The sequence below is a fragment of the Streptomyces lusitanus genome, assembly GCF_042647945.1.
Taxonomy (GTDB): Bacteria; Actinomycetota; Actinomycetes; order Streptomycetales; family Streptomycetaceae; genus Streptomyces; species Streptomyces pseudogriseolus.
In genome coordinates, this window is sequence record NZ_JBHRWL010000017.1 from 1 (window position 1) to 13,592 (window position 13,592).

Annotated in this window: 12 protein-coding genes and 1 pseudogene; 3 read left to right on the forward strand and 10 right to left on the reverse strand. The window is 73.1% G+C overall.

Going from position 1 to position 13,592, the window contains the following annotated elements; translation table 11 throughout:
- Positions 1-563 precede the first annotated feature (563 nt).
- A complete protein-coding gene (trpS, locus tag ACFOSY_RS23415) occupies positions 564-1,595 on the forward strand; it encodes a tryptophan--tRNA ligase (protein ID WP_394310066.1) in 1,032 nt (343 codons plus the stop codon).
- Here trpS and ACFOSY_RS23420 read toward each other — a convergent pair.
- Positions 1,532-2,533 (reverse strand): annotated as a pseudogene (locus ACFOSY_RS23420) (GlxA family transcriptional regulator); the annotation flags it as partial. The gene trpS and the pseudogene ACFOSY_RS23420 overlap by 64 nt on opposite strands.
- A gap of 91 nt (positions 2,534-2,624) precedes the next feature.
- Here ACFOSY_RS23420 and ACFOSY_RS23425 point away from each other — a divergent pair.
- Positions 2,625-3,224: a cysteine hydrolase family protein gene (locus ACFOSY_RS23425; protein WP_394310071.1), complete on the forward strand. Its 600-nt coding sequence runs from the start codon at positions 2,625-2,627 to the stop codon at positions 3,222-3,224.
- 73 nt (positions 3,225-3,297) lie between these two features.
- Here ACFOSY_RS23425 and proC read toward each other — a convergent pair whose 3' ends face one another.
- The 6 genes from proC to ACFOSY_RS23455 all read right to left on the reverse strand — a co-directional run bounded on the left by proC (position 3,298) and on the right by ACFOSY_RS23455 (position 7,629).
- Positions 3,298-4,110: a pyrroline-5-carboxylate reductase gene (gene proC, locus ACFOSY_RS23430; protein WP_394310073.1), complete on the reverse strand. Its 813-nt coding sequence runs from the start codon at positions 4,108-4,110 to the stop codon at positions 3,298-3,300.
- 132 nt (positions 4,111-4,242) lie between these two features.
- Positions 4,243-4,998 (reverse strand): ABC transporter permease, encoded by a 756-nt coding sequence (locus tag ACFOSY_RS23435; protein WP_394310075.1) that lies wholly within the window; start codon positions 4,996-4,998, stop codon positions 4,243-4,245.
- Positions 4,995-5,783, reverse strand: coding sequence for an ABC transporter ATP-binding protein (locus ACFOSY_RS23440; protein ID WP_394310077.1), 789 nt, complete (start codon positions 5,781-5,783; stop codon positions 4,995-4,997). Before ACFOSY_RS23440 ends, ACFOSY_RS23435 begins: the two co-directional genes overlap by 4 nt.
- A gap of 33 nt (positions 5,784-5,816) precedes the next feature.
- A complete protein-coding gene (locus ACFOSY_RS23445; RefSeq protein ID WP_394310079.1) occupies positions 5,817-6,605 on the reverse strand; it encodes a class I SAM-dependent methyltransferase in 789 nt (262 codons plus the stop codon).
- Positions 6,606-6,741: 136 nt separating this feature from the next.
- Entirely contained in the window at positions 6,742-7,251 is a 510-nt protein-coding gene (locus tag ACFOSY_RS23450; protein WP_394310081.1) for an EamA/RhaT family transporter, read from the reverse strand.
- A 48-nt stretch (positions 7,252-7,299) separates the two neighbouring features.
- Positions 7,300-7,629 (reverse strand): SH3 domain-containing protein, encoded by a 330-nt coding sequence (locus ACFOSY_RS23455; RefSeq protein WP_394310083.1) that lies wholly within the window; start codon positions 7,627-7,629, stop codon positions 7,300-7,302.
- Between the two features lie 181 nt (positions 7,630-7,810).
- Between ACFOSY_RS23455 and ACFOSY_RS23460 the strand changes: the two genes are divergently transcribed.
- Positions 7,811-10,012 carry a protein kinase domain-containing protein gene (locus ACFOSY_RS23460; protein ID WP_394310086.1) on the forward strand — a complete coding sequence of 734 codons (2,202 nt, stop codon included), beginning with the start codon at positions 7,811-7,813 and terminating at the stop codon, positions 10,010-10,012.
- Between the two features lie 34 nt (positions 10,013-10,046).
- On the opposite strand, the gene ilvD is transcribed toward ACFOSY_RS23460, so the two are convergent.
- The 3 genes from ilvD to ACFOSY_RS23475 form a co-directional block, all read right to left on the reverse strand.
- The gene (gene ilvD / locus ACFOSY_RS23465; RefSeq protein ID WP_394310088.1) at positions 10,047-11,900 is read right to left on the reverse strand and encodes a dihydroxy-acid dehydratase; all 1,854 of its coding nucleotides are present in this window, start codon (positions 11,898-11,900) and stop codon (positions 10,047-10,049) included.
- 177 nt (positions 11,901-12,077) lie between these two features.
- Positions 12,078-12,719, reverse strand: a complete 642-nt coding sequence (locus tag ACFOSY_RS23470; RefSeq protein ID WP_394310090.1) for a TetR/AcrR family transcriptional regulator — start codon at positions 12,717-12,719, stop codon at positions 12,078-12,080.
- Complete coding sequence (locus ACFOSY_RS23475) at positions 12,716-13,579, reverse strand: sugar phosphate isomerase/epimerase family protein (RefSeq protein ID WP_394310094.1); 864 nt, start codon at positions 13,577-13,579, stop codon at positions 12,716-12,718. Before ACFOSY_RS23475 ends, ACFOSY_RS23470 begins: the two co-directional genes overlap by 4 nt.
- Positions 13,580-13,592: the final 13 nt, after the last annotated feature.

The window sequence follows — 13,592 nt, forward strand, 5'->3', positions numbered from 1 at the left end:
ACCCTCTCGGGCTTTCCTCCGGGCGCTTCCCTTCGGTCTTGCGTTTCCGACTCTATCAGATCTTTTTCTCGACCTGACCCCCGGTCAGCGGGGTTTGTCTTTCCGGCCCTTGCGGCCCGTTCCGACGAGTGAGACTTTAGCGGATTCCCGGCTCCCGACCTAATCGGGGTCCTGCTCCCTTTCGGGTGCGGATTCCTCATTCCGCGAATACGCACGACAATGACGCGCCGACGGACAGGCCGCTGACGTCGATCAGTGGTGGTACTTGCGGGATGGCTGTCCGGGGCCGACCGGAGTCGGTGCTCACGTCGGACAACTCGGAGAACACTACGGATCCCCCAGGTGCGTGTCAACTCGCTGCGGTGCCCCACCCCGGGGGCGTAGTCTCGTGGGCATGACGACGCGTACGCACAGCCAGTTCTGGTGGGCCGCCTGACGGCGGTCGTCCTGCGTATGCACTCCACGGCCGCCGCCTCGGCGGCCGTTTCGCTTTCTCCCCCGGAGCTCGAGGGGCGGGCCGCCCCGGACGGCGGTCCCGACGCTCGACAGAAGAGGGAGAAGTGATGACTCGGGTCTTCAGCGGCATCAAGCCGACCGGACATCTGACGCTGGGGAACTACCTCGGGGCCATGCGGCGGTGGGCCACGGTCGACCAGTACCGGGCGGACGCGCTGTTCTGCATCGTCGACCTGCACGCCCTGACCGTGGACCACGATCCGGCGCGGGTGCGCCGGCTGAGCAGGCAGGCGGCCACCCTGCTGCTGGCGTCCGGACTGGATCCGGCGCGGTGCACGGTGTTCGTGCAGAGCCATGTGGACGAGCACACCCGGCTGTCGTACCTGCTGGAGTGCGTGGCCACGGACGGCGAGATGCGCCGGATGATCCAGTACAAGGAGAAGGCGGCGCGCGAGCAGCGGCGGGGCGGGAGCGTGCGGCTGTCGCTGCTGACGTATCCGGTGCTGATGGCGGCGGACATCCTGGCGTACGGGACGGACGAGGTGCCGGTCGGGAACGATCAGACGCAGCACGTGGAGCTGGCGCGGGACATCGCGGTGCGGTTCAACCAGCGGTACGGGCACACCTTCGTCGTGCCGCGGGCGACCAGCCCGGGGGTGGCGGCGCGCGTGATGAACCTCCAGGACCCCGCGTCGAAGATGGGCAAGAGCGACGACACCGGGCCGGGGATCGTCTATCTGCTGGACGAGCCGGACGTGGTGCGCAAGAAGGTCATGCGCGCGGTGACCGACAGCGGCAGTGAGGTCGTCTACGACCGGGAGTCGCGGCCCGGGCTCGCCAATCTGCTGGAGATCCTTGCGGCGTGCACGGGCGGGGATCCCGAGGCGCTGGCAACGGCGTACGACGGGTACGGGGCGCTGAAGAGAGACACGGCGGACGCGGTGATCGAGGTGCTGCGGCCGTTGCGGGAGCGGCACCAGGAGCTGTGCGCCGATCCCGGCTATCTGGACGGCGTGCTGCGGGAGGGTGCCGAGCGGGCGCGCGGGATGGCACGGCCGACGGTGGACGCCGCCCACCGGGCGATCGGCCTGCTGCCGGCCTCGGAGGAGGCGGCGGTGCCGCTGAACGCGGCCCGGTAGGCGCGGGGGCTGGTGGCGAGGCGCGATGCGAAGTGCTGGCGCATCGTGACCTCGCTGCCGAACCCGGCGCGGCGGGCGACCTCGGGCATGGGGAGGTCGGTGCGTTCCAGGAGGCGCTGGGCGGCGGCGATGCGCTGGTCGAGGAGCCAGCGCAGCGGGGTGGTGCCGGTGGCCGCGGTGAAGTGGCGGGCGAAGGTGCGCGGTGCCATGCCGGCGTGGGCGGCCAGGTCGGCGACGGTGAGCGGTTCGTGGAGGCGGCGCAGGGCGTACTCGCGTACGGCGGCGAGGGTGTCGGCGTCGCGGTCGGCGCGGGGTGTGGGGTGCTGGATGAACTGCGCCTGGGTGCCGGTGCGGAAGGGGGCGGTGACCATGGAGCGGGCGACGGTGGCGGCGGCCTCGGCTCCGTGGGCGAGGCGGACCAGGTGGAGGCAGAGGTCGATGCCGGCGGCGGTGCCGGCGGAGGTCCAGACGTCGCCGTCCTCGATGAACAGTGCGTCGGGTTCGACGGTGATCTCGGGGTGGCGGGCCTGGAGGTGCGGGGCCAGGTGCCAGTGGGTGACGGCGCGGCGGCCGTCGAGGAGTCCTGCGCGGGCGAGGACGAAGGCGCCGGCGCAGAGGGCGGCGATCGGGGTGCCCGCGTGATGGGCGCGGCGCAGGGCGTCGAGGACGGGGGCGGCGACGGGGGTGTCGTGGTCGACCAGGCCCGGGACGACGACCAGGTCGGCGTCGTCCAGCCAGTCGAGGGGGCGGTCGGGGGTGAGGGTGAGGCCGCCCGGCATGGGGATCGGGTCGCCGGGGGCGGCGGCGGTGCGGCGCAGTTCGAAGGGCGGGACTCCGGGGAGCGCGCGTTCGCTGCCCCAGACCTCGGTGATGACGGAGACGTCGAACGCGCGGATGCCGGGGAAGGCGACGAGGGCGATGCGCTGCATGGCTTTCATGATGGACGCGCCCGCGCACTGGCAGGAAGCCATCGATGCTCAGCGTTCCTGCCACTGGTGGGCGGGGTGGCCCGGCGGGAGCATCGAAGGCATGGAGAAGACACCGGTTGAGGTAGCTGGGAACGCCGCGCTCGTCGTCGTCGACGTGCAGAAGGGGTTCGAGGACGCGTTCTGGGGGCGGCGGAACAACCCGGACGCGGAGCGGAACATCGCCGCGCTGATCGACGTCTGGCAGCAGAGCGGGCGTCCGGTCGTGTTCGTACGGCACGACTCGCCCGCTCAGTCGCGGTCGCCGCTGCGGGTCGGGTACGAGGGCAACGACTTCAAGGACGTCGTCGAGGAGCGGCGGGGGAAGGGGGCCGGGCCGGAGCTGCTGGTGCGGAAGTCGGTGAACTCGGCCTTCTACGGGGAGCCGGATCTGGACGGCTGGCTGAAGGGCGCCGGGGTGCGGCAGATCGTGATCGCCGGCATCCAGACGAACATGTGCAACGAGACGACGGCCCGCATGGGCGGGAACCTCGGTTACGACGTGCTGTTCCCGCTCGACGCCATGCACACCTTCGACCTGGCCGGGCCGTTCGGCTGGTCGGCAACGGCGGACGAGCTGACGCGGGCCACGGCGGTGTCGCTGCACGGCGGTCGGTTCGCGAGGGTGGTGTCGACCGAGGAGGTGGTGGCCGCGGCGCGGTGACGTACCGGCCCGCGGCGCGGTCGCGTACGGGCCGCGGCACGGTCACGTACCTGCCGCGGCCTGCGAGGACCGGTCAGCCGTTGTTGCCGGAGGCGAGCTCGCGGCTGCGGTCGCGGGCCGCCTCCAGGGCGGCGATGAGGGCCGCGCGGACGCCGTGGTTCTCCAGCTCGCGGATGGCGTTGATGGTGGTGCCGGCGGGGGACGTGACGTTCTCCCGCAGCTTCACGGGGTGTTCGCCGCTGTCACGGAGCATGGTCGCGGCGCCGATTGCGGACTGCACGATCAGGTCGTGCGCCTTGTCGCGGGGCAGGCCGAGCAGGATGCCGGCGTCGGTCATCGCCTCGACCAGGTAGAAGAAGTACGCCGGGCCGGAGCCGGAGAGCGCCGTGCAGGCGTCCTGCTGGGACTCCGGCACGCGGAGGGTCTTGCCGACTGCGCCGAAGATCTCCTCGGCGTGGGCGAGGTGGTCCCCGGTGGCGTGGCGGCCGGCGGAGATGACCGACATGGCCTCGTCGACCAGGGCGGGCGTGTTCGTCATGACGCGGACGACGGGGGTGCCTTCGGCGAGGCGTTCCTCGAAGTACGCGGTCGGGATGCCGGCGGCGCCGCTGATGACCAGGCGGCCGGCGGGGACGTGCGGGGCGAGCTCGTCGAGGAGGGTGCCCATGTCCTGCGGCTTGACCGTGAGGATCAGGGTGTCGGCGGTCTTGGCGGCCTCCTGGTTGGTGACCGGGGTGACGCCGTGCCGGGCGCGGAGCTCGTCGGCGCGTTCCCGGCGGCGGGCGGTGACCAGGAGGTCGGCGGGGGACCAGCCGGCGCGGATCATTCCGCTGAGCAGGGCTTCGCCGATCTTGCCGGTGCCGAGGACTGCGACTTTCTGGGTCATGGCTGGGGGTGCCCTCCGGGGGTGGGTCGTCCTGGTCGTGATTGTCCCATCCGGGGGGTGGCGGGGGCGCGGTCGTCCGGTGGGCGGACGGAGCGCCGGGCGGGGGGGCAGGGCGAAGGACCGGGCGGGCGGTCAGGGCGTACGGCGTTTCAGGGTCGCCGCGCCGAGGGTGAGGACCAGCAGGGCGCAGCCCGCGACGATCGTGATGTCGCGGAGGAACGCGGTCGTGAGGTCGGCGTGGTGGAGGACCTCGTTCATGCCGTCGACGGCGTAGGACATGGGGAGGACGTCGGAGATCGCCTCCAGGACCGGGTGCATGGTGTCGCGCGGGGCGAACAGGCCGCACAGCAGCAGCTGCGGGAAGATCACCGCCGGCATGAACTGCACCGCCTGGAACTCGGACGCCGCGAACGCCGAGACGAACAGGCCGAGGGCGGTGCCGAGGAGCGCGTCGAGCAGGGCGACCAGGAGCAGCAGCCAGGGGCTGCCGGTGACGTCGAGGTCGAGGAGCCACACGGCGAGGCCGGTGGCGAGGGCCGACTGGACGACCGCGACGGCGCCGAAGGCGAGGGCGTACCCGGCGATGAGGTCGCCCTTGCCGAGGGGCATGGCGAGCAGGCGTTCCAGGGTGCCGGAGGTGCGTTCGCGCAGGGTGGCGATGGACGTGACCAGGAACATCGTGATCAGCGGGAAGATGCCGAGCAGCGAGGCGCCGATGGTGTCGAAGGTGCGGGCGCTGCCGTCGAAGACGTAGCGCAGCAGGAGCAGCATCAGGCACGGGACGAGGATCATCAGCGCGATGGTGCGCGGGTCGTGCCGGAGCTGGCGCAGGACGCGGGCGGCGGTGGCGGTGGTGCGGGACGGGCTGAGGGCGCTCGTGGCGGTCATCGGGTGGACTCCTCGGTGCGTGCGGCCGCGGCGGCCTCGTCGACCAGGCGGAGGAAGGCGGTCTCGACGGTGTCGGAGCCGGTGCGGGTGCGCAGGGCCTCGGGGGTGCCCTCGGCGAGGACCTCGCCGGCGCGCATGAGGAGCAGCTGGTGGCAGCGCTCGGCCTCGTCCATCACGTGGGAGGAGACGAGGAGGGTGGCGCCGCGCTCCTCGGCGAGGCGGTGGAAGAGCTGCCACAGGTCGCGGCGGAGCACGGGGTCCAGGCCGACGGTGGGTTCGTCGAGGACCAGCAGGTCGGGGGTGCCGAGGAGGGCGACGGCGAGGGAGACGCGGCTGCGCTGGCCGCCGGAGAGGGCGCCGGCGAGGGAGTCGGCGTGGCCGGTGAGGTCGACGTCGGCGAGGACGCGGTCCACGTCCTGGCGGCGGTCGGCGGCCGTCCGGCCCGGGGCGAGGATCGCGGCGAAGTAGTCGAGGTTCTGGTGGACGGTCAGGTCGTCGTAGACGGACGGGGCCTGGGTGACGTAGCCGATGCGGGTGCGCAGGGAGGGGTGGCCCGCGGGGCGGCCGAGGACGTCGAGGGTGCCGGTGACCTTGGCCTGGGTGCCGACGACGGCGCGCATCAGCGTGGACTTGCCGCAGCCGGAGGGGCCGAGGAGGCCGGTGATGCGGCCGCGCGGGACGGTGAAGCCGAGGCCGCGCAGCACGGTGCGGGAGCCCCGGACGACGGTGAGGCCCTGGGCGTGCACGGCCGGTTCCTCCGGGGGCCGGGAGGAGTAATTCATCATGTGATGAATACTGCTCCCGGCGGCGCGGACGCGTCAAGCGGCCCGCGGTGCGGAGGCGAGGAGGAGGACGACGTCATAGGTCTCCTCGACGATCCCGTCCGGGAACACCTCGAGGACGAGGCGCCGCTCCTCGGCGAGGTAGGCGGCGGTGCGGCGGGGGCTCTGGACGAGGAAGAGCGAGTGGCTGCCGACGTTGGCCAGGTGGGTGTCGACGGGGACGCGGCGGCTCCAGCGGACCGTGTGACGGCGGAGGTCCAGGCGGCCGGAGGGGTCGGCGACGGAGGGGTCGAAGTCCGGTCGCGCGCGGGAGAAGTCCTGCCCGAAGTGCCGGCCGGCGCGGGCGGTCGCCTCGGCGATCCACGGCACGTCGAGGGCGCTGGTGTTCCACCACAGCGCCAGGGCGCCGCCGGGGCGCAGGACCCGTAGCGCCTCCGGGACGGAGCGGGCGGGGTCGGTCCAGTGCCAGGACTGGGCGTAGGTGATCAGGTCGGCGGTGCGGTCGGCGAGGGGGAGGGCGTTGCCGTCGCCGCGGACGACCGGCGTGCCGGGGAGGCGGTGGCGGAACTCCGCCGCCATGCCCTCGCCGGGCTCGACGGCGACGACCTGCGCGCCGCGTTCGAGGAGGCGGGCGGTGGCCATGCCGGTGCCGGCCCCGACGTCCACCGCTCGGGCCCCCGCGAGCGGGCGGCCGGTGAGGTCCTCGATCGCGTCGAACAGGGCGGGCGGATAGGTGGGGCGGTGGTCCGCGTACTGGGCGGCGACCGCGTTGAAGGAGTGGGCTCGGGCGGCGTGGGTGGCCTGGTCGTCCCTTGATGTCGTCATACGGTCATGCTCGCCGCGGGACGGTCGGGTGGGCGTGAGTTTCTCGGAGAGCCGATGGGGGGCGGAAGCCGCCGGGTCGGGAGCCGCCGGGTCGGAAGCCGCCGGGTCGGGAGCCGCCGGGCTGCGGGGCGTCGGGTCAGGCGTCGCGGCGTCGTTTGCGCGCGGGGTTGCCGGAGCGGCGGGTGATGCGCCGGTCGTACTCCTCGCGGGCCGTCTCGTACTCGGCGCGGTGCAGCTTCTCGCCGGGGGCCTCGGTGAGGGAGCGGAAGAAGTAGGCGAGGAGCGACCCGATGAACCCGATGGTCAGCAGCCCGCGCAGGGAGGACTGGCGGTCGGGGTCGGGCCGGGTGGAGAAGGACGACCAGGTGTGCCCGAAGGCGAGCGCGCTGCACACCGCGAACATCACGACGACCAGCAGCGAGACGAAGCTCCCGACGGCGGCGATCTGGAGGCCCTGGTAGGCGAAGCGCAGCACGAAGCAGGCGGCGGACGCGACCGCCAGCGAGCCGGCGGCGACACCGAGACGGCGGGCGGCGTACCCGCGGGAGTGGTCGACCCAGGTCGTCCCGAAGAAACGGAGGGGCTCCGGCCGGGGGCCGGAGGGGGTGGCCGGGGTGCGGTCCGGGGTGCCGTGTGCGTCGCTCACGGTTCGATTATCGCGCGGGGGCCCGGACGGGCCGGGCCCCCGGGGTGGTCAGAAGGAGCAGCGCGGGCGGAAGTAGCCGTCGCTGCCGGTGTAGACGTACGCGTCCGAGACGAACTGGCCGTTGTCGATGTTGTCCCAGATGCTCGACGTGCCGTACGGGCCGGTCACGCGCGTGCCCGGGGTCTGGCAGAAGATCGGGACCTTGGCGCCCTCGGGCAGGATACGGACGACCGGGTAGCCGGTGCCGGGACCGCTGCGGACGTTCAGGCGGACGCCCGGCGCGACGGCGTAGTAGCGCGTGGCGGACGCGGCGAGCGTTTCCGTGGCGCCGTCCGAGGCGTCCCCGGACTCGTTCTCCGCGACAGAGTCGACAGACATGCGAACCTCCCCCGTGTGAAACCCCAGGTGTCTCTGGGGTCGCGTTGATTCCCCCGAGCCGCGGCCTGAAAACACCCGTGTGCGACTCGAACACGGAGGCTAGCAAGCCTCCTCGGTCCCGAACGAGACATCGATTAGGCTCCGAGCGTCGCGCGCGGAGGAACAGCACGGGGGTGGTCCCATGGCGCCGCAGCAGGACGCCGGGACGGGTGCGGAAGCGGAACGTCCTGAATTCGCCGGCCACTATCGCCTGGAACGCCGCCTGGGATCGGGCGGCATGGGCGTGGTGCACCTGGCGCGCAGCACCTCGGGACTCAAGCTCGCGGTGAAGGTCGTGCACGCGGAGTACGCCAAGGACCCTGAGTTCAGGGGCCGTTTCCGGCAGGAGGTGGCGGCGGCCCGGCGGGTCAGCGGCGCGTTCACCGCGTCCGTCGTCGACGCCGACCCCGAGGCCGATCGGCCCTGGATGGCGACCCTCCACATCCCCGGTCCGACGCTCGCCGACGAGGTGAAGCGGAACGGGCCGCTGGACTCCTCCCAACTGCGCCGGCTGATGGCCGGGCTGGCGGAGGCGCTGCGCGACATCCACCGCGTCGGGGTGGTGCACCGGGACCTCAAGCCGAGCAACGTCCTGCTGTCCGAGGACGGCCCGAAGGTCATCGACTTCGGCATCTCGCGGCCGAAGGACAGCGAACTGCGCACCGAGACCGGCAAGTTGATCGGCACACCGCCGTTCATGGCGCCCGAGCAGTTCCGCCGGCCGCGTGAGGTGGGGCCGGCGGCGGACATCTTCGCGCTGGGGTCGGTGCTGGTGCACGCGGCGACGGGACGCGGGCCGTTCGACTCCGACAGCCCGTACGTCGTGGCGTACCAGGTGGTGCACGACGAGCCCGATCTGACGGGCGTCCCGGACGAGTTGTCCGACCTGGTACGGCGGTGCCTGGCCAAGGAGCCCGAGGAGCGGCCCACGCCGGACGAGCTGATGGCGGGGCTGCGGGCGGTGGCGGCGTCGTACGACACCCGGGTCTTCATACCGAGCCAGCGCACCGACGAAGCGCCCTGGCGGAGCCGCCCGGCGCGGCGGGGGGCGGCGGAACCGGCGCGGCGGGAGCCTGGGGCGGCGGAAGCGAACGCCGGGGCGGAACCGAGGGCAGGGGCGGAACCGAAGGCCGGTGCGGAACCGAAGGACGCGGGCAGGCCGCACCGCGGGCGCCGGCGGACGGTCTACGGGACGGTGGGCGCCGTGGGCCTGGCGGCGGTGCTGGCGCTGACGGCGCTCCAGGTGTTCGGCGGGGGCGACACGGCTCCCGCCGCCGGCACCGGGCCCGAGGGGACGTCCGACGGCTCTCGCGGCTGGGCGGTCGCCGGTCCGGCGGAGGGCATCCCGCGCTGCTCCCACGGGGCCGGGACGCTGGTCTGCGTCCAGGGCGGCAAGGCGTTCGCCCTCCGCCCCTCCGACGGCCGGCTCCTGTGGCAGCGCGCCGTGACGGCGACGACCGGGGGCGAGAAGCCTCTGGTCGCGGGCGGCCTCGTCCAGCCCTACCCCGGGCAGGGCGGTCCGCTGGTGGCGCTCGACCCCGCCTCGGGGGTGACGGCGTGGGAGGGACCCGGAGCCGCGCACCGGACGGTGACGCAGACGGGGGACACGCTGGTGCTCGCCGGGACCGACGGGACGGTCACCGCCGTGGACGGCGCGTCGGGCGACACGGCGTGGACCCGGCACCTCCCCGGTCCGGGCCTCACCGACGTCGCCTCGTTCCCCGGCGACGACCTGGGGCACGACCTCGTGTACGTCACGAGCCCCACCGCGGACGAGAAGAGCACGAACGTGACCGCGCTGGACCCGGCCGACGGGGACGTGCGCTGGGACGACCGGCTCGACGGGCAGCTGAGGCCGGTCGGCGCGGACGGCGGGGAGGTCTTCCTGCTCTCCGCCGAGGGTGTCTACGGCGACACGGAGGCCGTCGTGGCCCACGACCCGGACACCGGGATCTCCCGGCGGGTCCCGCTCGGCGTCCCGCTCGAACAGGCCCAGGGGAGCGCTCACGGGAACGTCGTCCACCTCGTGGGCACCGGCGGGGCGCTCGTCGCCGTCGACATGGACCGCCGCGCCCGCCTCTGGACGCTCCAGACCGGCCTCGCCCGCGCCTCCGCCCCCGTGTCCGACGGCCGGCACGTCTTCCTGTCCGCGCCCGACGGGCGGCTGCTCGCCTTCGACGCCGGGACCGGCCGGCCGGCCGGGCAGACCCCGCCCAGGCTCGGGCAGGGCGACCGGGTCGTCGCGTCGCTGCCCGCGCCCGTGGTGGCCGACGGGCGCGTCTACGCCTCCGCCCCCGACGGCACCGTCTTCGCCGTGGACGCGGGCGACCCCGCCGCCTGGTGACGGGCGACGGGGCCGTACGGCGGGGTGCGGGGCCTCAGCCCAGCTTGCTCACGTCGCGGACCGCGCCCTTGTCCGCGCTCGTCGCCATCGCCGCGTAGGCGCGCAGAGCCGCGGAGACCTTGCGGTCGCGGTTCTTCGGGGCGTACGCGCCGTTCAGGGCCTGTTCGCGGCGGGCCAGCTCCGCGTCGTCGACCAGCAGCTCGATCGAGCGGTTCGGGATGTCGATGCGGATGCGGTCGCCGTCCTCGACCAGGGCGATGGTGCCGCCGGCCGCCGCCTCCGGGGAGGCGTGGCCGATGGACAGGCCCGAGGTGCCGCCGGAGAAACGGCCGTCGGTGACCAGGGCGCAGGCCTTCCCCAGACCCCGGCCCTTGAGGTACGAGGTCGGGTAGAGCATCTCCTGCATGCCGGGGCCGCCCTTGGGGCCCTCGTAGCGGATGACGACGACGTCGCCCTCCTTGACCTGCTGGGTGAGGATCTTCTGCACGGCCTCCTCCTGCGACTCGCAGACGACCGCCGGGCCCTCGAAGGTCCAGATGGACTCGTCGACGCCGGCCGTCTTGACCACGCAGCCGTCCACGGCGAGGTTGCCGCGCAGCACCGCGAGGCCGCCGTCCTTGGAGTAGGCGTGCTCGACGGAGCGGATGCAGCCGCCCTCGGCGTCCTCGTCCAGGGAGTCCCAGCGCTCGGACTGGGAGAAGGCCTCGGCGGAGCGGACGCAGCCGGGGGCCGCGTGCCACAGCTCCACGGCCTCCTGCGACGGGGAGCCGCCGCGGATGTCCCAGGTCTTCAGCCAGTCGGCCAGGGACGGGCTGTGGACGGAGTGGACGTCCTCGTTGAGCAGACCCCCGCGGTGCAGTTCGCCGAGGAGGGCGGGGATGCCGCCCGCGCGGTGCACGTCCTCCATGTAGTACGTGCGGTCCTTGGCGACGTTCGGCGCGACCTTGGCCAGGCACGGGACGCGGCGGGAGAGGGCGTCCATCTCGGTGAGGCCGTACGACACCTCCGCCTCCTGGGCGGCGGCCAGCAGGTGCAGGATCGTGTTGGTGGAGCCGCCCATCGCGATGTCGAGCGCCATGGCGTTCTCGAAGGCCGCGGGGGTGGCGATGCTGCGGGGCAGGACCGAGTCGTCGTCCTGCTCGTAGTAGCGGCGGGTGAGGTCCAGGACCGTGTGGGCCGCGCGGACGTAGAGGTCCTTGCGGGCGGTGTGGGTGGCCAGGACCGAGCCGTTGCCGGGGAGGGAGAGGCCGATCGCCTCGGTGAGGCAGTTCATCGAGTTGGCGGTGAACATGCCGGAACAGGAGCCGCAGGTGGGGCAGGCGTTCTCCTCGATACGGAGGATGTCCGCGTCGGAGACGTTCTCGTTGACCGCCTCCGACATCGCGTCGACCAGGTCGAGCGTGCGGACCGTGCCGTCGACCAGGGTGGCCCGGCCGGACTCCATCGGGCCGCCGGAAACGAAGACGGTCGGGATGTTCAGGCGCAGGGCCGCGTTGAGCATGCCCGGGGTGATCTTGTCGCAGTTGGAGATGCAGATCAGGGCGTCGGCGCGGTGCGCCTCGACCATGTACTCGACGCTGTCCGCGATCAGGTCGCGGGAGGGCAGGCTGTAGAGCATGCCGCCGTGGCCCATCGCGATGCCGTCGTCGACGGCGATGGTGTTGAACTCGCGCGGGATGCCGCCGGCCGCGGTGACCGCCTCGCTGACGATCCGGCCGACCGGGGCGAGATGCGTGTGACCGGGGACGAACTCGGTGAAGCTGTTGGCGACGGCGACGATCGGCTTCCGGCCGATGTCCGCACCGGGTACACCGGAGGCGCGCATAAGGGCGCGGGCGCCCGCCATGTTGCGGCCATGGGTGACTGTGCGGGACCTCAGCTCGGGCATCGTCGCTCGCTCCTTCAGACCTTCGGGGAGTCTTGGCCAGAGAGTTCTGACTGGATCGAGCGTACGCCGGTCATCCAGAGGGCGGGACAAGGTGTCCGGAATACGGGACGCGTGTCTCAGGTGCCCTCGGGCTTCCGGGACGGTCCGGCGCCGGTGCGTACGGACCCCGGACGCCGGTCAGGCGCCCGTGAGATGGCCCTGCACGACGGGCGCGACCCGCCGGACGATCTCCTCCGGGTCCGCCGAGGCGAGCGGCTCCACCCGGATCACGTACCGGATCATCGCGACGCCGACGAGCTGGGCGGCGGCCAGTTCGGCCCGCAGCTCCGCGTCGGGCCGGTCGAGCTGGCCGGCGACCCGGCGCAGCAGCTGGCTGGCGACGAGGCGGCGGAACACGGCGGCCGCGGCGTCGTTGTTGACGGCGGAGCGGACGATCGCGAGCAGCGGGGCACGGGTGACCGGGTTCTCCCACAGGCCGACGATCATGCGGGTCATCCGCTCGCCCACCTCGTCGAGCGGCCCTTCGAGCACCGAGTCCCGCTGGTCGAGCACCGGTCCGAAGGCGACCTCGACGGCGGCCTCGAAGACCCGCTCCTTGGTGCCGAAGTAGTGGTGCACGAGGGCGGAGTCCACCCCGGCGGCCTTGGCGATGCCCCGCACGGACGTCTTCTCGTAGCCGCGCGCGGAGAACTGCTCGCGGGCCGCGTCGAGGATGCGGTCGCGGGTGCCCGCGGACTCCGTGCGCGGCGGGCGGCCCCGGCGCCGCGGGGCTCCCTGCGGAGTGGCGGTCGGGCCGTCGCTCGCGGTCACGCCGGTCATCGTCGCGGGACCCGGAGGGAGGAGGGGGAGGACAGGGAGGAAGGGGAGGACGCCGAGGCGAGGTGGAGGCGGGTGAAGGCGAGGGCCTCCGCCAGATCGGCCTCCCGCTCGGCGCTGGACATGGCGCGCCGGGTGTTGACCTCGATCACGACATGACCGTCGAAGCCGCTCCCCGCGAGACCCTCCAGCACCTCGGCGCACGGCTGGTCGCCGCGGCCGGGCACCAGGTGCTCGTCCTTGGCGGAGCCCCGGCCGTCGGCCAGGTGCACGTGCCCGAGCCGGTCGCCCATGCGCTCGACCATCCGCAGGGTGTCCGTGCGGGAGGTGGAGGCGTGGCTCAGGTCGATCGTGAAGTGGCGGTAGTCCTCCTTGGTCACGTCCCAGTCGGGGGCGTACGCCAGCATCTCGCGGTCGCGGTAGCGCCAGGGGTACATGTTCTCCACGGCGAACCGCACGTCGGTCTCGTCCGCCATCCGCCAGATGCCCTCCACGAAGTCGCGGGCGTACTGCCGCTGCCAGCGGAAGGGCGGGTGGACGACGACCGTCGACGCGCCGAGCTTCTCGGCGGCGGCCCGGGCCCGCTGGAGCTTGGTCCAGGGGTCGGTGGACCACACGCGCTGCGTGATCAGCAGACAGGGCGCGTGGACGGCGAGGACGGGGATGCGGTGGTAGTCGCTGAGCCTGCGGAGCGCCTCGATGTCCTGGCTGACCGGATCCGTCCAGACCATCACCTCGACGCCGTCGTACCCGAGGCGCGCGGCGATCTCGAAGGCCGTCGCCGTCGACTCCGGGTAGACGGAGGCCGTCGACAGGGCGACCTTCGCATCCGGGATGCGGACTACGTCCCTTGCTTCTGCCACGAGCCTCAGGTTA